The 19,670-nt window shown below is 40.6% G+C and carries 19 protein-coding genes and 1 riboswitch; of the genes, 8 read left to right on the top strand and 11 right to left on the bottom strand.

What is annotated here, in order from left to right; all coding sequences use genetic code 11:
- Positions 1–85 precede the first annotated feature (85 nt).
- A riboswitch (SAM riboswitch) is annotated at positions 86–190 on the top strand.
- An 87-nt stretch (positions 191–277) separates the two neighbouring features.
- Together H540_RS0113310 and H540_RS33180 are read left to right on the top strand one after the other, a co-directional pair.
- Positions 278–1,018, top strand: a complete 741-nt coding sequence (locus H540_RS0113310) for an aspartate/glutamate racemase family protein (protein ID WP_028401092.1) — start codon at positions 278–280, stop codon at positions 1,016–1,018.
- A gap of 206 nt (positions 1,019–1,224) precedes the next feature.
- The gene (locus H540_RS33180) at positions 1,225–1,530 is read left to right on the top strand and encodes a DUF5658 family protein (RefSeq protein WP_155891018.1); all 306 of its coding nucleotides are present in this window, start codon (positions 1,225–1,227) and stop codon (positions 1,528–1,530) included.
- Here H540_RS33180 and helD read toward each other — a convergent pair.
- The 3 genes from helD to H540_RS0113295 all read right to left on the bottom strand — a co-directional run bounded on the left by helD (position 1,468) and on the right by H540_RS0113295 (position 7,969).
- Positions 1,468–3,798: an RNA polymerase recycling motor HelD gene (gene helD / locus H540_RS29655; protein ID WP_051317098.1), complete on the bottom strand. Its 2,331-nt coding sequence runs from the start codon at positions 3,796–3,798 to the stop codon at positions 1,468–1,470. The genes H540_RS33180 and helD overlap by 63 nt on opposite strands.
- Positions 3,799–3,932: 134 nt before the next feature.
- Positions 3,933–5,888, bottom strand: a complete 1,956-nt coding sequence (locus H540_RS0113300) for a beta-propeller fold lactonase family protein (protein ID WP_028401091.1) — start codon at positions 5,886–5,888, stop codon at positions 3,933–3,935.
- Between the two features lie 14 nt (positions 5,889–5,902).
- The gene (locus H540_RS0113295) at positions 5,903–7,969 is read right to left on the bottom strand and encodes a hypothetical protein (protein ID WP_028401090.1); all 2,067 of its coding nucleotides are present in this window, start codon (positions 7,967–7,969) and stop codon (positions 5,903–5,905) included.
- 436 nt (positions 7,970–8,405) lie between these two features.
- Here H540_RS0113295 and H540_RS0113290 point away from each other — a divergent pair, with 436 nt between their 5' ends.
- Positions 8,406–8,927, top strand: coding sequence for a YfiT family bacillithiol transferase (locus H540_RS0113290; RefSeq protein WP_028401089.1), 522 nt, complete (start codon positions 8,406–8,408; stop codon positions 8,925–8,927).
- A 154-nt stretch (positions 8,928–9,081) separates the two neighbouring features.
- On the opposite strand, the gene H540_RS29650 is transcribed toward H540_RS0113290, so the two are convergent.
- From H540_RS29650 to H540_RS0113275, 3 genes are all read right to left on the bottom strand, one after another.
- Positions 9,082–10,050: an HD-GYP domain-containing protein gene (locus tag H540_RS29650; RefSeq protein ID WP_051317097.1), complete on the bottom strand. Its 969-nt coding sequence runs from the start codon at positions 10,048–10,050 to the stop codon at positions 9,082–9,084.
- Positions 10,051–10,583: 533 nt separating this feature from the next.
- Complete coding sequence (locus H540_RS0113280) at positions 10,584–11,141, bottom strand: class I SAM-dependent methyltransferase (RefSeq protein WP_028401088.1); 558 nt, start codon at positions 11,139–11,141, stop codon at positions 10,584–10,586.
- Positions 11,142–11,591: 450 nt separating this feature from the next.
- The gene (locus H540_RS0113275; protein WP_028401087.1) at positions 11,592–11,987 is read right to left on the bottom strand and encodes a hypothetical protein; all 396 of its coding nucleotides are present in this window, start codon (positions 11,985–11,987) and stop codon (positions 11,592–11,594) included.
- A gap of 122 nt (positions 11,988–12,109) precedes the next feature.
- Between H540_RS0113275 and H540_RS0113270 the strand changes: the two genes are divergently transcribed.
- Positions 12,110–12,334 (top strand): hypothetical protein, encoded by a 225-nt coding sequence (locus H540_RS0113270; RefSeq protein ID WP_028401086.1) that lies wholly within the window; start codon positions 12,110–12,112, stop codon positions 12,332–12,334.
- Positions 12,335–12,349: 15 nt separating this feature from the next.
- Here H540_RS0113270 and H540_RS0113265 read toward each other — a convergent pair whose 3' ends face one another.
- Entirely contained in the window at positions 12,350–12,901 is a 552-nt protein-coding gene (locus H540_RS0113265; protein ID WP_028401085.1) for an Hsp20/alpha crystallin family protein, read from the bottom strand.
- Positions 12,902–12,976: 75 nt separating this feature from the next.
- Between H540_RS0113265 and H540_RS0113260 the strand changes: the two genes are divergently transcribed.
- Together H540_RS0113260 and H540_RS0113255 are read left to right on the top strand one after the other, a co-directional pair.
- Positions 12,977–13,237, top strand: a complete 261-nt coding sequence (locus H540_RS0113260; RefSeq protein ID WP_028401084.1) for a spore germination protein — start codon at positions 12,977–12,979, stop codon at positions 13,235–13,237.
- A gap of 4 nt (positions 13,238–13,241) precedes the next feature.
- Positions 13,242–13,475: a hypothetical protein gene (locus H540_RS0113255; RefSeq protein ID WP_028401083.1), complete on the top strand. Its 234-nt coding sequence runs from the start codon at positions 13,242–13,244 to the stop codon at positions 13,473–13,475.
- Between the two features lie 235 nt (positions 13,476–13,710).
- On the opposite strand, the gene H540_RS0113250 is transcribed toward H540_RS0113255, so the two are convergent.
- The 3 genes from H540_RS0113250 to H540_RS0113240 form a co-directional block, all read right to left on the bottom strand.
- Complete coding sequence (locus H540_RS0113250; protein ID WP_028401082.1) at positions 13,711–14,676, bottom strand: CobW family GTP-binding protein; 966 nt, start codon at positions 14,674–14,676, stop codon at positions 13,711–13,713.
- A 519-nt stretch (positions 14,677–15,195) separates the two neighbouring features.
- The gene (locus H540_RS0113245; RefSeq protein WP_028401081.1) at positions 15,196–15,639 is read right to left on the bottom strand and encodes a PH domain-containing protein; all 444 of its coding nucleotides are present in this window, start codon (positions 15,637–15,639) and stop codon (positions 15,196–15,198) included.
- 167 nt (positions 15,640–15,806) lie between these two features.
- Positions 15,807–16,145, bottom strand: coding sequence for a YrdB family protein (locus H540_RS0113240; RefSeq protein ID WP_051317096.1), 339 nt, complete (start codon positions 16,143–16,145; stop codon positions 15,807–15,809).
- 447 nt (positions 16,146–16,592) lie between these two features.
- Between H540_RS0113240 and H540_RS0113235 the strand changes: the two genes are divergently transcribed.
- Together H540_RS0113235 and H540_RS0113230 are read left to right on the top strand one after the other, a co-directional pair.
- Positions 16,593–17,486: an ATP-binding protein gene (locus H540_RS0113235; RefSeq protein WP_028401079.1), complete on the top strand. Its 894-nt coding sequence runs from the start codon at positions 16,593–16,595 to the stop codon at positions 17,484–17,486.
- A 3-nt stretch (positions 17,487–17,489) separates the two neighbouring features.
- Positions 17,490–19,373 carry a vWA domain-containing protein gene (locus H540_RS0113230; RefSeq protein ID WP_028401078.1) on the top strand — a complete coding sequence of 628 codons (1,884 nt, stop codon included), beginning with the start codon at positions 17,490–17,492 and terminating at the stop codon, positions 19,371–19,373.
- A gap of 46 nt (positions 19,374–19,419) precedes the next feature.
- Here the strand turns inward: H540_RS0113230 and H540_RS29645 are convergent.
- Positions 19,420–19,670 (bottom strand): alanine:cation symporter family protein (locus tag H540_RS29645; RefSeq protein ID WP_034670979.1); only part of this gene is annotated, 251 nt, incomplete at its 5' end.

The raw sequence follows: 19,670 nt of genomic DNA, 5'->3' as shown, positions 1-19,670 counted from the left end.
CTTATATAGTTGTTAAAAAATTCTAAAAAAGCTGTTGTTTTTTTAGAAGAATTCTGCCATAATGTTGTAAATTGCATATCGCTTATTCTTATCATGAGAGGCGGAGGGACTGGCCCTGCGAAGCCTCAGCAACCCCTGAAATTCAGGAAGGTGCTACATCCTGCAGAGCAATGGCTCTGAAAGATAAGAGGTCCGATCCGAAACTACGGCCTCTTATGACAAGAGGTCTTTTCTTTTTAGATCCTCTGTCACAACTTAATTTATAGGAGGACTATTGATGAAAACAATTGGAATGATCGGCGGATTAAGCTGGAAATCTACATCCCTGTATTGCACATATATGAATGAATTAACACACGATGCTTTATCACACTGTGCACACCTCGTTATTCAAGGAATGGATTTTACACAAGTTACAGAATGGATGGATCGGCAGGAGTATGATTTATTAAAGAATGCGCTGATAGAAACAGCCTGCGAGGTCGAGGAAATGGGGGCAGATTGTCTTCTTCTTTGTTCGAATACGGTTCATCTCTTTGCAGACGAGGTACAGCAAGCCATCTCTATTCCGCTGATTCATATTTGTGACGCAAGCGCTGCTAGCATTCACTCTTACTCTATCCGGAAAATCGGCGTACTCGGCACAAAGCATGCACTCGAGCAAGATTTTTATATAAATAGACTGCAAGAACATAATTTGGAAGTACTCTCTCCTGATTATAGAGACCGGGAATGGATACATGATGTTATTATAAATGAACTGAGCAAGGGCATTCTTTCTCCTCGTTCTAAAGCACGTTTTCAGAGCATCATTCAAAACCTTATCACTGAAGGGGCGGAAGGGATTCTTCTTACATGTACAGAAATTCCGTTACTTATCGGGCAAAACGATGTATCTGTTCCGTTATTTGACACAGCATATCTTCATTCACTGCAAGCCGTACAATTTTCTTTATCACGCATTAACGGGCAGTATAAGATCCCCATTTCAAAACTTAGCGTGTACAATGAAGTTTAAGTGGGGGATCACTGCCCGTAAAAGCCTGATTGGTTCAACTAACCATCATTGGGGGATAAAAGAATCCCCCAATGATGGAAGTTTCACTTTATCAGAAACGAAAGAGACCTTGCCTTTATAAGGCAAGGTCTCTTTCGTTAAAGTATATTATTTTCTATACAAAAGGGATAAAATGGAATTATATATACTTGAGAGGAGAGAAACCAATGCGCTTTGCTTTTCATTATTTAGCTTGGATGAATGCAGCTGACGGTGCGCTTTCCTTCATCGGTCTTCAGCTTCAAGTAATTACAGAAGGAAACTGGCTTATGCATTCACTATATGAACAAAGCCCCTATTTGTTTTTGCTTTGCAAACTCAGCTTTTCTTTGCTTCTGTATATGTTTCTGTTTTGCAAAGTCACCATTACAAGCAAGCTCGTCAAATCTTTCACTTATTCAGCCGCTGTTTTATATACAGCTGTGTTCGTCATACACAGCGTTTGGATCTCCTTCTTGCTTCCATTGGACTAAAGCATCATTTATATCGTTTAACAGGACATCCTCTCTCGTTTTGGCAAAGATGGATAACCGATGAAGCGGTCTCGTCATCGCCACGTACATCAGTTTTACGTCCAGCTCTTCTCGTGTAAATACTTCCCGATAAGATACGATGCCTACACAATCGAATTCCAAGCCCTTAGCAATATGAACAGGCAAAATGGATACATAGTCATGCTGCAATTCCTGCTGCTCTGTCATGAGCGCGACTTTCAAAGAACTATTGTCTAGAGCCTGAAACAGAGATTCACATTCTTCCTTCGTTCTTCCCAGCAAGGCAAAGGATCGGAACAAACTCTCCTTTCCCTCCTGTACAAATTGCTCGATTGCCTGTACCAGCTGTGCTTCACCGCTGTATGAAACAAATCCCGGATTGGCGCCATGGCGGACAACAGGCACAGCGAGAGGAACCCGCACTTCGCTATTTCCCTGCAGCACAGCGTTTGCCAGATTCATAATTTCTATTGTTGTACGATAGCTGCTTTCGAGCGTTAAATAATTTGCTTTTGGAAAGATACGTTTTACAAGCATGCCCCAATCTTTTATTCCGCGGTACCCGTGAATGCCCTGGGACAAATCTCCAAGTATCGTAAACAGCTCGGTACCGCATACCTTCTTTAACACAAACATTTCAAACATCGTATAATCCTGTGCTTCGTCAATGATAATACTTTTTGTTTTCACCGTCTTTTTTACACCGTACAAATGATGCTGCAAATATAGTAATGCTGCCGCATCCTCTGCTTTATAATGATACTTTCGCTGGCGTATGGAAGCAGTCAGATCTTGTACAATCGTTTCACTTAAACCGTCTGGACCGTACTTCCTAATCAACTCCTCGTTGCTGAGCAACTCGTCATAATAAGCGAACACATCTTTTTTCGGAAACTTTTTTATATAGCTTGAAACAGCTGTACGGCAATCTTTCTTGAATTCTTCAAGCAGCGCTTCTTTCTTCTCCATGAGACGTGTAACTGTTTCTTTTCGCTTGCTCGCGTCCCGTATATGAAGAGCTCTTTCAATTTTCCCGTCATAGTGCTCGATAATTCTTTTTTCCATGTTTATTTTTTTCGTTTTCACATGGCTTTGCAAGACGCGCTTGAGCTTATCAATTCGTTTGTAGACAGGCAAGTACTTATATTCATAAAGAAACAGCCTCTTTAACCGTTCATATTTATAAACAGTAAGCGTTCCTATGCGAAAGTCCTCTTGTGGCAGGAGCCCTTTCTCAATATCTTTTATATATTGGCTGATTATCTTTGCAAACTGTAAGGAGCCTTTAAAAGAAAGCAGCTGCTCCTTTGCTCTTTTCTTCTGTTCATCTTCTTCCTGCAACAAAAATATGAGCGCTTCGTCCATGGCAGAAAATACGAGTTTGTGCTCCACGCACTCCTTCACAAAATCAAGAAAAGTCGTTTGCTGGACACGATCTACGCCAAGCTCTGGCAACACTTCGGAAATATACGTTAAAAACAGCTTGCTCGGAGCCAGAATCATAATAGCTTCCGGGGAGAAAAATTGCGCGTGCTTATAAATGTAATAAGCAATTCTATGAAGCGCAATCGTTGTTTTGCCGCTTCCTGCCACTCCCTGTACGATAAGAGGATGGTACAAATCCGCGCGAATAATTCTATTTTGCTCTTCTTGTATCGTTGAAACGATTTCAGTTAATCTATTCTCTGCATTTCCCGACAGTGACTGCTGCAGAAGTTCATCCTTTGTAGTAATATCAATATCGCGTATCTCCTTGAGCTCTCCGTCTTCAATGAGATATTGTCTTTTTAAGGACAAGCTGCCTTCAATCACTTCATCTTCCACTTCGTAGGACACATTCCCTAATCTGCCGTCATAATACACGTTTGCAATCGGCGAACGCCAGTCTACGATAATATCTTCCTGTGACTCTCTGTCAAATAAAGAAATCTTTCCGATGTATAAGGTTTCCGGACTGTTCTGTGATACGTTTTGAAAATCGATTCTCGCAAAATACGGTCTGTGCTGAATGCGCTCTAAATGATGGTGCTCCCGCTCCGTCATCTCTAAAAACTTTGCGTTCGTCAAAAGGCTGATATAGCCCAAGGAGCTGTCTGCGGAATTCAAATTCATGATTGCTTGACGTATATGCTCCCTGTACTCTCTCTCGTTGTTCCGGGCTGCCTCCAACACAAGCTGAATATATGATTTTGTAAAAACGAGACGATCTTGTTCCGCTATATAGTCCAAATGTTGCTTCGCGTGCATCCCCATCCCCCTTCCTTATCGTATATTGGGTTTATTTACCATACAGTATTACTAATCATATTGCAAAGTACCCCTGAATGCAAAGGGAGAATGAAAAAAATCCTTGCATGGTTCATCCATGCAAGGATTTTATATTATTCCAGTGATTTTACGTAAGAAGCGATCGCTTGCACATCCTGCTTGGATAATGTGTTTCTCTCTTCATACTGATGCTTTTCAATCGCTTCTTCAATTGTTTTAGCGCTGCCATCATGCAAGTACGGCGCTGTTGCCCACACGCCTCTCAGCGTTGGCGGATCGAACTTCGTGCGGCTTCTCGGATTGCTGAAGCCGGCGCGTGCATCACCTGATGAATCTTTATCGGTAACACCTGCTGTTCCGATATCATATAAAAATTGCGTGTTGGCTGTCGTGAGTTTTCCGGCTGCATCAACCGCTTTTACGCTTGAAGTGAAATAGTCGCCGCCGTGACAGCTTAAGCAATTTCCTTTTCCGTTAAACAGCTCTTCGCCCTGTTGCGCTGTTTTTGTCAATTTGCCGTTTTCCCGATACGGGCTTTTCGGTACCGGAAATGAAGACGGATCATCTAAAAAGGCAAGCAGCGCATCATACATATGCTGTACATCAGCAGGGATCGGCTGACCTGGATCAACATTCATCATGCCGCCCATTTCACCTTGCACAGTATGAATATAGTCTGTAAAGTCATCGCGCGATCCGTCCCACATAAACAATCCTGTTTTTGTAGTAAGAATGTTGCTCGTTACATTCCTTGGCCCTTTCGCCGTTGTAAGTGTCAGCGAGTTAATATCGCCGTCGCTATGACAGGATGCGCAGCTCATCCAGTTGTTTCCCGTAATGGGTGCTGCAAACTCGTCCGAGTTGCCGCTGTAAAAAATCGTTTTCCCTTCGCGAACAAGCGCAGAAAGCGGATCTTTTCCAATCAGCTTAATTTTGTCATTTGTCAGCTTTACCTTCGCATAGGAAGTTGACTCAGGCGCTTGCAAAACTGCCAAATCATGGCTCATCGCATTATGAACGAATAATACATCCTTTTCCTTAGAAAAAACGACTCCTCTCGGGTTATCCCCCGGAATGCGTCTTACAACCTGAGAAGCATTTCCGCCGCGCGTTAAGTCGAATACAACGAGATCCTCACTTCCGGACATGATGACAAATGCTTTTGTTCCTTTTGAATCGAAAGCTACGTCATACGGATTAGCCATGATAATCGTAGCATTTTTGCTGTCTTTTACGTTCATTTCTTCAAACAATTCTTTCCGCTCACCTGTGATTTCTTCATCTTTTTCCAAATCAATGACTGAGATTGCCGGGAAAATGGTTTCCTCGAAATGGATAGGTGTATCTACATTTGTCAGCAGATGCGGCACCCACGCTGTTTTACCGTCAGGTGCAATGACGAACTGCTCTAGCGTATTTGGAATGCCCTGGCTTTTCTTGCGGTCCTCTTTATCCGGTGAAGCTGCGAGCTGAATCGTTTTTTGCACTTTGTTATGTGCAAGATCCACCACACTGATTTTCCCGTCTAAGTAATGCGGAACGTACAGCTTCTTACCGTCAGCTGTCATCGTTAATGTACGCGGACGATCGCCGATTGCGATAGACTTAATTTCTTTCTCCTTTTCTATATCGATGACTGATACAGTGCCGGAGCGAAAATTCGAAACATATAAAAGTTCTCCGTTTTGGCTAGTTACCAATCCGAACGGTTCAATTCCCGTATTTAAATGCTTTACAACCTTCTTTTTCTCCAAATCTATTACATCCACCCGGTCATCCTGCATACAGGAAACATATAAACGCGATTCATCCGGGCTTAACGTTAATTGCCGCGGTTCTTTTCCGACCTTAATCTCTTTCTCTACCTTTTTTGTAGCTGCATCAGTAATAGAGACTGTATTGGCATCCAGATTCGCGGTATAAATGTGCTTTTCATCCTTGCTCATGATGATATTGTCGCTATGCACCGCCGTTTTGCGAGCAGCTTGTTCATTTGACGCTTGTATGCTGCAACCCGCAAACGCCCCTACGAATAGGAGCGTTTGCAAGAAAAGAGAGAGTTTTTTCATTTCATGACCCTTCTTTATTGTTTATTTTTCACTTCTACATTCACAAGAACAGGGGCAATGCCGTACTTGCCGTGTCCTGCTTGCACTTGCGGCACAGTATCTTTATCAGTGTTGCCGCTCTTGTCTCCTTTTTTATAGGAGTCTCCCGTATCCCAAAGTTCGCTGGCTTGCATTCCTTCTTGCAAGGACGGACCATCTATTACTCTATTATAGAAGTCTACATAACGGGAAATAACAGTTTCTTTATCAAGAGACGGGTATTGCTGTTTATCAGCTTCTGTGTTGCCAAGATTTAAAAGCGCCAAGCGAAGAGCTGCGGATACACTTCCAGCTGTATACGGCGTATATTGCATTTTCCCGTCTACCGTTTTGTATACCTTCAATTTTTTATCCCACATTTTTGTGTCAACCGCGTTATAAAGGCTTCGTGCCGCTTCACGGTACTTGTCCTCTTTTGTCGCAAGGTACGCTGCAGTCAAGCCGCGTATTGCGCCAAGCTGCGCTTCCAGTGCTGCAGGCTTTTCATCCGGCCCTTTACCCACTGTAAAGCCATTTGCGATAAGACCGTCTTTGGTCATCATCTTATCCATCATAAAGTCCGCTTGCTTTTTCATCATCTCAATCGCACGCTTTCCTTCTTCTGTCTGCAAACCTTGTGCATCTGCACCGCTTGCATATCCTACAGGCAAACCGTCAATGGCACGCTGGAAAATACGCAATGCTTCAAGCGTGTAGCCCGCATCGAATGAATCTACGTAGTCGCCTTGTTTTTGGCCGTCATTCGTGCTGATGAACGCGCCGATTTCTTTATTGAAGTGCATCGCTTCTAAGTTTTTAAACACTTGAAGCAATACATCACGGTTTACAGAATACGGATCTTGCGCTTTTACATCGTTCTCCGCTGTGCCATCTGTATTTTCCTTCGGTGCAGCTGCAAACGGTGCACCGTCAAATACAGCTTGGAATGCAGGGTTTACGTTTTTGTTGTCAGGACGCTGATCTGTTGTGCCGTAAAACTCGGAAGCTGGCCAAAGCATCATCCATTGGTCGCGCAATAGACTGCGAGAATCGGAAACTTCCAGCTTAGAAGCCTTTGCCGCGTCTTTGCCTTCTTCTGTTACCTTAATTTCATGCGGCAAGTATACAAAGCCGTTTGCCGGATTGTATTGGCTGCCTGCCCCGCTTGTCAGCTGCTTCGTTTTTGCATCGTAAAAGAGCCCGTCACGAATATACGCAAGCTTATTCCAAATTTCTTCTGCTAAGACAACACCTTGGAAACCATCAGCCGTGCTTACGCCAAGGCGGATGTTCGGGTCTTTATCTTGATCAGCTGCAGTTGCTTCCAGCTCTTCATCCTTGTCTACTGTATGGAAGCCGCCTAAGAAGTCGCCCGTCCAAAGCGCTTGCTTCAAGAATGCTCCGCCGTATGCTGCCGGTGTCAATGTTTTGCTCATCTTATCGCGGTCCCAGCGCAAAGTTTTAAAGTCTACTTGATATACTGGCGTATATGTTTTATCATCATTTTCTGCGTATTCGGATGTATCTACCTTTTGTACATAATGCGGATCGCCGCTGCTGTATTCCATAAATGTAGGATACATATTTCTAAAGATTTCTTCCTTCGGATAGCCTGTGCTGTCCGCCAGCTTATAAAAGCGTTCTTCCAATATTTGCGGCGTTTGCTTCCCGCCTTCTTTTGCCAATTTTTCGACAATAGGACCATTAATTAAGTGCAAACCAAGACCGGATTTTTCTACTACCTCGTACATTCCTTCTTCAGAGTACTCATAAGATTCAATACCCGCTATGTAGTCAAACTCTGTCGGCTTGTTGCGTTTCTTAGGATCTAATAGATCCAAGTTTAATCCTAAAGTTTCCGCAAGCGGCTCTCCTGAAAGCTCAAACTCTGCGTATGCAAACATATTACCCGCCGTATCAAATGTATAATCCGTAACGGGAACAGCATAATCTTCTTTCTTCTTTGCTTCGCCAGACGCTTGTTGTTGACCGCAGCCTGCTGTAATTAAAAGAGACGCTGCAATTGTAAACGTTGACATAACTTTCCATGGTTTTATATACATTATAACGCACCTCGTTGAAATTGATAATTATTATCAATATAATTCCTGTTTTATTATAGTATGAGATGACATTTCTGTAAACAAAGTTTTAAATAAATGTCATGTTTACCATATCCACACAAGATATATTGACTGTCCTCTCGGCAATACCTTCTATATACACGTGAATAAAAAAACGTCTTTTGATAGTGGAGAGAGATCAAAAGACGTGCAGAAGCGGTCAGACCCTTCAAGATGTCCGCTGTACGGCTGCATGTTATGGATATTCGTGTAAACGAGGAAATATCTTTTCGCAGCACATGTTTACCTGTGTTGCATGCGTATATGGGACGAGTTTGGATATGTTGGAAAATTAAGATGAATTTATATATATCGGCAGGAAAAATCCTTTGTTTCTCTAATTAGTAGAAGAGACATTGTCAGAGGGGGAACATACATGGACTTACGCTATCCAATCGGAAAATTTGAAGCACCAAATACAATGACAGATGAACAGCGCGAGCGCTGGATTCGCGATATTGAAAAGAATCCTTCCGCTGTGAGGCGTGCGATTGAAGGGTTATCCGAAGAACAGCTTGATACGCCTTATAGACCGGACGGCTGGACAGTTCGCCAAGTTATTCATCATATGGCAGACAGTCATATGAACAGCTTCATTCGATTTAAACTGGCATTAACAGAGGAAGATCCAACGATTAAACCATATTACGAAGAGCGCTGGGCTTTGTTGGAGGATGCAAAAAACGTGCCCGTTGACCTTTCTCTATCTCTGCTTGAAGGATTGCACGGGAGATGGACCATTCTTCTTCGTTCCTTAAGCGAGGCGGATTTCGGCCGCACATTCCGTCATCCTGAACTTGGAACGATGAAGCTCGATAAAACTTTAGCGCTGTACGCATGGCATGGAAAGCATCACACAGCCCATATTACCTCTCTTCGCCTGCGGATGGGATGGTAAGAAAAACGGAGTCTTCGAGGTTCTTAAGTGACAGGGCATAGCCGACAGCGTTATATACAAGTGAATAAAAAAGACGTTTTTTTATTCACTTGTATATATAAACTGCCATATGGTGGTTTCTTTAGGTTTACATAATCGTCTTATCGGCAGCTTATTATTGTATGATCTTCTTAGGATTATCATCCCATTCCTTTTTTTGTAAAATATTCGGTCCCTCTCTTTTTAAAATATCTAGAAATATATTTCCTACTTCTGGGTCAAATTGTGTGTGTAACCCTTTCTGTATTTCATTTTTTGCAAATTCTAGGATTTGTTCAGAGCGGTAAGAACGTTTGGATGTCATGGCATCAAAAGAATCAGCAATTGCCATAATACGAGCTACTAAAGGTATTTGATCTCCCTTTAATCCTTCTGGATATCCTAATCCATCATATCTTTCATGATGATAACGTATCATATCTAAAATACGGTTCTCTTGAAGCGATGATATGTGTTTAAGAGTTTCATACCCTATGGTCGGATGTTTTTTGATAGTATCATATTCTATTTCAGTTAATCGTGATGACTTCGTTAAAATATTCTCAGGAATTCCAATCTTTCCAATATCATGAAGCAATCCCCCAATGTAAATTGATTCACGTGTTGACTTCGGCAACCCAATTTCTTCAGCGATTTTTAAGGCATAATTTGCCACATTATTTGAATGAAAAGCTGTATAAGGATCTCTTGCATCTAAGGATTTCGCTAAAGCCTGTACCAAATCAATGGAATTTTTTTTCGCTTTTAAGGAATTCTTTGTTAGACTAGCTGCCATTAAGGTTATTAAAAAGTAAGTAATCCAATGAGAGAGAACCACTACCTCGAATAATGGAAACGTTTCATGAGAGAAATAAAATCGACAAAAGGTGATTAAACTAGTGAAAATAAACAAAAACCATTTTGATTTATTCCAAAAAGCAATTCCTAACAACATTATACTAAGATGAAAAAATGGTGCTAAGGTAAAATTGGAAAAAACAAATCCATTTAACAATATACTCAAAAATAAAACAATAAAGAATGCATAACGAGCATAAGTAATATTTTCTAAACGCCTAGATATTATGTTCTTTATAGAGTTCATAATAATAACCACCTAACTAATCAATTTGCACGAATTATAAATACAATACTTTTAATATATTCACATTAATATATATTAACATTATAAAACAGAAAGTTATATTGTCCCCATAAGACTTGTTTCAAAACTAAAAACTTTTGTTTTGAAACAACAATTTAGAGAATTTCTTTTCTTATCATTGTAAATCCGCATTTTCATGATACTAAAAAACTTGTTTTTTGTTATTTTAGGAGCACCGTCACATGCCTATCAAGTTAAGAAGCTAAGCCATACAACGACAAAAACACTATTCCTTCGATAACATATACAGAAAGGATGGGGTATTTTTGTCGTTTTGGGACATTTGTTTTTGTTAGCTTGATGGGCATGGGGTACCGCCACACATCTATCAAGTTACAATTTTCAGATACCTCCAAATAGAAAAAAGCTATACTTTATGTAATCATTTACAAAAAGCATAGCTTTTTAATCATCTTGAAGGTGTAATAGTTTCTCAGCTTGATGGTGATGGGGCTCAAGAGGAGAAGAATAATCTATTTCCGACATGTAAACACATAGGCAGGCGGCAAGTTAAAAAGTACGCGCTTCTTTTCGATTTTAGGAAAGAATGACTGAAAAAATCGCTGCTTTACCTTTGAATATTGGAAGGTAATAAATTCCCCATTCTCTCCTAACAGCTCTGCCGTCTTGCTTAAAATACGCTTGGCTACATCTCTAGGCAGACTCGTAAACGGCAGGCCTGACACAACATAATCAGCCTGTTTCATATCGTATTTTCTCATGTGATAACCTGCGCACTCCGCTGAATCGTGAATAATATGAACATTTGGCAGATGCCCGTATTTTTCTTGCAGCGCCATGTAAAATCGATCGTTTGTTTCTAAAAGGAACAGCACGGTTTCTTTCTTTTTATGCTGAATAAGCTGTTCCGTAAATATACCTGTTCCCGGACCGTATTCTATAATACATTTTGCACTCGCAAAATCGATCGGCGCAATCATTTGCTTCGCTAAATATTTGGAACTCGGCGCCACCGCACCGACTGTTCTAGGCTCTCTTATGAATTGCTGGATAAAATAAACGGCGTTCATATCGTTCCCCTCTTTTCCGTTAAAGTGCAATGTCTATATATGAGTGAATGATAATTTCGACATGTCCATGTGCGATGTGCAACCAAAAGGGAGTATGATATGCTTCTTCTCTCTGGTTTACCCTTGCACGAACCAAAGGTTTGACTGCTTCTGCACGTCTTTTAATCTCTCCCCACTATCAAAAGGTGGTTTTTTATTCACTTGTATATATTTTACCTGGCAAACATTAAAATACCATGAGACAAATTCTTAAGATTTCTTAATTTTGCACATAAAAAAATATCACGCCTCCCTTAGGCGTGACTTTCAACGTAATATTCCTTGTTGCATTTGTTCCAGAGATATAATATGGATGCGGCGATAACGCTGATACCCCCACTTACACTGAGTGCCAAATGGAAAGACAATGTAGCTGAGTAAACTTTCACGCAACTTAAGCAACAACGGCCTTTATTTAGATTTTCTCGGCTGAATATTAATTTTAGGACCATCTGCAGGCTTTTTCTCTGTTGTTTTTTCTTTTCTCTCATCTTTTTTCACTTTATCTTTTTCATCATTCTGGTCCATCATGTCCTCAGGCCAAATAGAATCTCCCCCATACGTTGCTCCTATATTCAATCGGCCTTTCAGCTCTTTTATTCCAAGCTGGCCAAAATTATTATTTAACTCAAATTTATCTACTGCTATTTTTTCTATATTCACCTTTTCTATTACAACAGGAGGCTGTACTTGATTTCCTTGTTGCTGCAGAAGACTTAATCTTTTTATTTCTTGCTCCAACGACTCTAATTTTTTCTCTATATTGGAATTTTTATTTGTAAAAAAGAATAACTTTTTTAGTGACATACTAAGTCCTCACTTTGTATAGCTGATTTTACTTTATTGTCCTCATATATAATGTATATGTATGAAGTCCTATAACATGTCCTATTTTTGTATCGCATTTAATAAGAAAAGGAGGTTTCCAAATGTTTTTTTTACCTTCCAAAATTAATATGGGGCATATTAAAATAAACACTGTCGGAACGGGCTGCCGTGTATCTGCCGGCTCTACTGTCCAAAGAAACAAAAATGCTGTTAACAAAAAGACCTCTGGATTCGGGGAACAAAATGGAGATGAAGTTGCAATATATCATCATATATCCATTGGAGATGATGAGGACTTGATTGATAATAACTCTACAAAAGTATAATGAACCCATCGGATATTATTCTATCGGAATAATATCCCCTTTTTGTTCCATTAATGGATAGCTGACTTGCAGTACACCGTTATAAAATTTAGCTGATATATTTGTTCCATCTGTCGGCTCTGGTAACGGAATTTGACGATTAAATGCTCCATGCTGGCGTTCCGAATAAATCACTTCAATTTCCCCTTCTTTAAACCTTGATCCGGGAACACCTTTTACAATTAAATAATCTTTGTTAAACATTAATTCAATATCCTCTTTATTAATGCCAGCCAGATCTATAAGAATAACAATTTTTCCCGCTTTTTTTATAATGTCAATTGGGGGAAACTCACCTCTTCTATTTAGATCTTGATTTTTTTTAGAATGTGGATTAGGATTTTGAGTTGAACTTACCCCCGCATTTTCAAATGCATTTGGCATGACACCTTTTAAAAAATCCATTTTTCCTTGCCCTTCACCCATCAATCGATTTGTATAATTTTGGTCGAAAATGTCCTGCCAGAAATTTGTTCCGTATACATTGGCTGCAAGCTCCATCAGCTGTTTAAGTTTTTCTACGTCCACTCTATCCCCCCTCACCGCTATCATAATTCATTGCAAAGAAGCATATATTTGAAAGCAAAAAAGGAGGCGTTCTATATGCCTGCTCCAACCCCTTATATTAATATTAATATTTTTTTACTGAAGATTAATTCCTTTGAAAATGCTTCAGCGGTTAACATAGGACAAAATTTACTGGCCGATTGGCATAATTCCGATAAGAAAAATCAAGGCTTCGGGCAAAGCTTCGGAGATCAAAGTGAATTTATGGCAAACCGCAGCTTTGTCGATGATAAAGATCTTATGGACTCCTTGTCTACCTTTAATTCTGTCCCTACAACTCCAGAAGAAAGGGATTGATACAATGAATTTTGCGCCTATGGTCGTTAACTTCCTAGGATTTAAGATTAATGTAATGGACCAGGCTTCCACTGCAGTTATAGGGCCAAATCAACAAGTGGATATTTTCGTGTCTGTAAAACGTAATCAGGGGTTTGGAGAGGTCAACGGTGATCTTTCTCCAATTTATATCCCTATCACCGGTGTTGCAGACCCGGATGCTATCGATTCCAATTCTGTTAAAGGAAGTGTAGTCTAAGTCGATTCGTATATAAACAGCCTCCCTAAGAAAGGCACAACCTTTCACCTATAAAATTCTCTGTTTTAACCAAAAATAAAGCTATCTGCTCCTGCACTGCATGGAACAGATAGCTTCATTTATTAATGCAGCAGTCCGCTTTTTAAAAGAGATCGGTACTTTCGTTTACAATACTTCCATTACATGTTCAGCGATTCTAATACCTACGCATTCTATCGCCAACTCAGATTATCTCCTAGACGGTTTCTCGTATGATAAACTGCTCCTCAAAGGATGTGGCAAGTTCCTTCACTGCATTTCCTTCTCCAATGAAAACAAGACTTGATGCAATGTTCGGATTCTCTACATACATATGTCGCATGTGCAGCACCCCGGAAGCATATTGCAGCTCATACAGCCCCTCTTTTCCTTCCAAACGAACGATGCCCTTTCCCCTGTAAATGTTATCGGGCAATCTCTTCATCCAATCCTTCAATTGCTTCTGATTGAGCGGCGGAAAGCTTTCCAAGCGAATTGCTTTTACTGCCGCATGATGCTGACGAGACGTACCGGCTGTTTCATCTTCTGTCGGCTCGTAAGCCATAATACGTTTTTGGAACATTTCTTCCGGCTGTATGTTTCCGAAGGTTGTTTTATACACAGGCACGCCTTCTGCAGTAAAGGAGCGCAGTTTTACTTCAACATCCATGAGCTTCTTCTCAGATATCATGTCTATTTTATTAAGAATGATATAAGATGCGCATTTAATTTGATCCTTGAATAGCTTGCGCATGGCACTGGAACTGAAAAAGATGTTTAAATACTCCAAAAAACGCGCTGCATCGACGACACCGATAATGGATTGCAGATGAAAATGCTCATTGTAGCGGCTTTCCGTCAACACTTCAATCAGCTCAATCGGGTTGGCTACTCCAGTCCCTTCAATAATAAGCGCATCAATTTCGCTTATATCCTCCGCCAACTGATCAAGCACACTGCGGAAATTGCTTTGAATCGTACAGCAAATACATCCATCCAGCAGTTCATTAACGCGGTCTTCTGAAAATAAATGTCCTTCTACATTCACCTTGCCAAGCTCATTTAAGATAATTGCCGGTTTCTCATTTCGCTTCTTGTACGCCTCGATCATCTGAAGAAGTACCGTTGTTTTTCCGCTGCCTAAAAAACCGCTCAGAACGTATACAGGAATGGTTTTCCCCATAACATTTTCTCCTGGTTAATTTGAAATATATAAAAACATATAAAACCATCTCAAATCAACCAGTCCTCCTCTCTCATTTTATTTTTTAGAACCAATATATATTTTGAAATCTCCAGATTAATGTTACAGGTTTCAATCCATAACGCTTTAGGATAGTTCATCGTGCTGAAACAGTTTCCTGCTTCTACACTCACTGGGGCTTGAAAGCAAGGAACAGACTATACAAGCCTAAAGGTCACGGTTTTATATAGTTTTATATAGTTTTTTACGATTTTATACGAAATAAAATCAACTGTTCATAGCTCCTTTTTACAGACAAGCTTTTTAACATTATATCACCCCAAATCGAATTAATTACGATTTATTTTATATGATTTGAAAATCGTTTTTTAAAATGTAATATACAAAGAATGATATCACATGAGTCTGTTAATTGTCAGTATTTTCAATTAATTAAAGACACAAAAATGAGCTTGTTTGCCTAACAAGCTCTGCTTATATAAATATACCTATAAGCTGCTACAATGCTGCATGAATATCGGTAATGTTCACATCCGGGACCTTTTGCTGCAGCGCCGTTAAAAATGCCTCTTCGTCTTCCGGCATGCCGATGGTAACTACATCATGCGGAAACAGCCAAAGCTGCACGCGCATAAAGGACCATGTAACGTCTAGGGACGTTTCTTTTATATACCGAACAGCCCGTACACGATCCAGCGTAACTCGTCTTTGAAACGGTCCGAAGTGATTGACTACATGTTCATCCGTAATTTCTATATAAGAACGAGAAAGCGACCATATAAGGAAACCGCCTGCCGCCATGCCTGCAATTCCGATCAAAGCAGCAAAAAATGCGATAAATCCGCTTGCGACAATGCCTAAAATGAATAAAAGCAAACCGATTGGCGCGAGCGCAAATACCGTTCCTGTAAGAACTTGGTCTTTTTTGACTGAAAATTTCATGATATCCCTCCTTTTTATACAACAATATGGCAATCGTTTCGTCCAAAGAAGGAATGCTGCCTATACTATCCTATCGAACACCAGGGGATATGAAAAGTGTTAAAATCTTTCTTTTTGATTACAACTTGTTTACAAAAAGCAAAATAGAAACCAAAGAAATTCGATTCTCATTGTCCCCATATATATATAAGAATGCGATTTGCCGCTGCTGCCAACATGAAGGCTCCCGCTAAACCATGACGTCCAGCTGCATATAGGGCAACTGCTGCACTTCCGAAAACGAGCAACTCCACAATAAAATGCATCCAGCCTGACAGTTGCATCGATGCACGCGGTGCAACAAACATTCCCCAAATGACCGCTGCCAGCAGCGGAGCACCAATTCCTGCTACCGTCTTAATGATTATTCCGCCTTTCACCTGAAACCCCCAATATCCAAGCGCCGCTAATGCGCACAATTCCAAAAGAAACCGCAGCGCTAAGTTAGCATATTGTATCCCTATCATAATACATCCCCTTTGTTTAAAATGTTTGTTTACAATATCAACCTAAAACTAATTTAATTAATAATAAAACTAAATATATTAGTTTTATTATATGTGAGTCAACACGTTTTTTCCACTAAAAATCTCCTCTATTACAAGAAGAATACAATTTTTTCATCCTTTAGATTAAGAAGGTAACTATATAATGCGAGACGTTACATTAAACTTTCTTAAATACTGCATTGTCACGCCGTACGGATACGGTGCTGCATATGAATAATCTCTGTCGAAGCCTTGTCCCAATAATGCACCCGCCGCCAAAGATGGTATTAAATTATAAACAAACTATGGGCGCCCTTTTTCAGAGAAGGGCTTCTTCTGCATATTTCCGCCCTTTCCTTTGCACCATGGAAGAAAACGCGTTATCATAGCAGAAGTACTAAGAAATTAATGAATGGTGGGAATTACATGCTGGAGCAGTTTCACATAAATGAACAATTACAAAAACACCTTATGAACATGCATGAGCAAAATAAAACAAAAGCAGGCAAAGACACAGCCCTAATTGGAAGCAAACTTTATAAAGCACAGGATGCAAGCATTTTAGAAGATGCGATTACCGCTTTGCTTCTTGGCAAAAATGTTCTATTAAAAGGGCCGACAGGAAGCGGGAAAACTGTGCTGGCCGAAACGCTTTCTTATATATTCCAAAAGCCGATGCACAGCATTAACTGTTCTGTTGATTTGGACGTAGAAGGCATTCTCGGCTATAACACATTAAAAACAAATGACGGCGCATCTGAAGTCGTTTTCGTGGACGGACCGCTTATGAAGGCAATGAAAGATGGTCACTTCTTATATATTGATGAAATTAACATGGCGAAGCCGGAAACACTTCCGTTGCTTCATGGAGCTTTAGATTATCGCAAAATGATTACAAATCCGTTCACCCAAGAAGTTGTGTACGGCGATGAGGAGTATCGGGTAATTGCCGCAATCAACGAAGGCTATGTCGGCACGAGCGAATTGAACGAAGCGCTGAAAAATCGCTTCGTTATTATTGAAGTGCCTTATATTCAAGGTGATACACTAAAAGAGCTGCTGTTAACTGAGTCCAAGCAAACGAACACAGCAGTTATCGGGAAGTTCGCTCAATTTTCAAGCGATTTGATTCCGCTTGCCAGAGATGGGCGCATCAGCGAAGAAGCGGCGAGTATACGCGGCATTATTGACGCATGCGATTTAAGCGTTTATATCCCGGTTATGCGTGCCATCGAACGCAGCATTATCGCGAAGATGAGCGATGACACAGAACAAATGACGCTTCGTGAGCTCGCGGAAAGCTACTTCCTTGAGGGATAAGGCATGAGACAGATATTCAATGAAAAGAAAATTGATGCATCGCTTTTTTTGCGGATGGAAAACTTAATGTACGCGCTCTTGAAGGAAAAAAACGCTTATTTAGAGTATGGCTTTCAAGCTTACTACGATGAACTGGACAACAAAGTCGTTGTCAGCCACTTTTGGGATGACCGCAGCGCTGAAGACAAAGCAATTGGTCTAAAAAGCGAAGTGTACTTAAAAGCTCTTGGCTATAAGCATTATTCTAATATGAAGATCGTTCGCAAATATGGAAATGAACTGCAGGATTCTCCGCTTCGCAGTTTTTTAACGCAGCTGTTCGTGCTGCTTGAAGACTTGCGTGTAGAAGAGAAAATCAAAGCAGCTCGTCCGGGAACGAAAGCCATCTTTGCACGCCGCAAAGACGTATACCGCAGCTACTTTGAGTCGCAGTATGAAATCAATCGAATCCGAAACTATCAGGCAGATATGCTTTTCTGTTTATGCTACTTAACGCTGACAAACGATAAATACGAAAGCTTCAACAACGAGCACTTAGAGCATATCGATTTAATTTTATATGAAGCATTCCACTCCCGTAATACGGAAGACACGATGTATACCGTTGAAAAAATCCGCTATCGTCTAGAAGAACTGTTATCAGGTGACATGATTAATAACTACTTTGGTCTTGCCCCCTTAAACAGCAGCGCGGCAGAAATCGAAAAAGAAGACCGCGCCAAAAAATTGGCAAACTGTGATATGCAGGAGCTCGAGGATGACGAAAAGAAAAACAAAATGGAGGAATCCTTCTCCACATGGCACCGCGAAAATAAAAACAACGAGACTGAAAACTTTCTGCGCTTCGAGCTCGAAAGCGGAACGAAAACAAATTTGATGGGCAATGCTGCGCGTGAATCTGAGGATCAAGATCAGGCGCTGGGCTCCGTACAAGGCAATTCCAAACAAAGCACAAAAACTAACTTCCAGCAAGCCGACGCAAAGGATGCTCGTGCCTCGCAGGCTTCTGCCGGCGGTGAAGGACAATACGGCAAGTTCAATATCGGTGCAGCTCACACGTTCCAAAAAGCCCGCAAGCCGCGAACAGATGAAAAAGCAGCATATCAAGTAATCAAATCTCTTGTAAATAAAGATGTAAAAGAACTGAAGAAAACAATCGAAAAAACGATTGAAAACAAAACGAATGCACATACGGAGAAATTTTACGGCCGCCTAGGGAAAAAATTCCTTCGTATTTACACAGAAAAACAGCCGCGTATGTTTTATAAGAAGGGACAAGAATCAAAGGAGCTTGATGTTGCCTTTCATCTGTTGATTGACTGCTCCGGCTCGATGTATAACAAAATGGAAGAAACGAAAAAAAGCGTCGTCCTGTTTCATGAAGCGTTAAAATCCTTGAAAATCCCGCATGCAATCAGCGGCTTCTGGGAAGATGCATCCAATGCGAAAAAGGAATATAAACCAAACGTCATTCATGAAGTTATCACGTACCAAAACTCTGGTATTCCAAGCATCGGACCGGAAATTATGCAGCTTCGCGAAGAAGAAGATAACCGAGATGGCTATATCATCCGAATTGTATCCGAAGCATTAGCAAAACGGTGGGAGAAGCACAAGTTCCTTCTTATCTTTACAGACGGTGAACCTTCTGCGCTCGATTATAATCAAGACGGCATCTTGGATACGCATGAAGCCGTGAAGCTTGCCCGCAAAAGCGGATTAGATGTTATCGGTATCTTCATTGAAGAGGGAGAGGTAAAGGAAGAAACGTATCAATTGATGAAAAACATTTATAACCATCACTTCCTCGTTGCGAATCATGCGGAGGATTTGCGGCTGAAAATTAAGCCTTTGTTAAAAAAGCTGCTTTTAAAGACAATTCAGTGAAATAGCAAAAAAAGCTGCTAAGATGTTATCTTAGCAGCTTTCATTATTATATGGCATTCGCTCTTCTGGAGGACTCTGGGGATTCTTCCCAGCATTCAACATTCTCGATGCCGTCAATACTATCTTTATAAAAAACAGGATCCTTGCCGGCTTTTTTCTGTTGTACATAATCTTTTAAAGCGGCAAAGGCTATTTTTGATAACAATGTAATAGCAATCAAGTTTACGATAACCATAAGGCCCATAAATAAATCCGCTAAATCCCATACAAGCTGGACCTTTGCAACCGCACCGAATG

This window comes from Ectobacillus panaciterrae DSM 19096, assembly GCF_000430785.1.
GTDB classification, from domain to species: domain Bacteria; phylum Bacillota; class Bacilli; order Bacillales; family Bacillaceae_G; genus Ectobacillus; species Ectobacillus panaciterrae.
The sequence above is the reverse complement of the archived record's forward strand: the minus strand, read 5'-3'. Positions and strand labels throughout refer to the sequence as shown.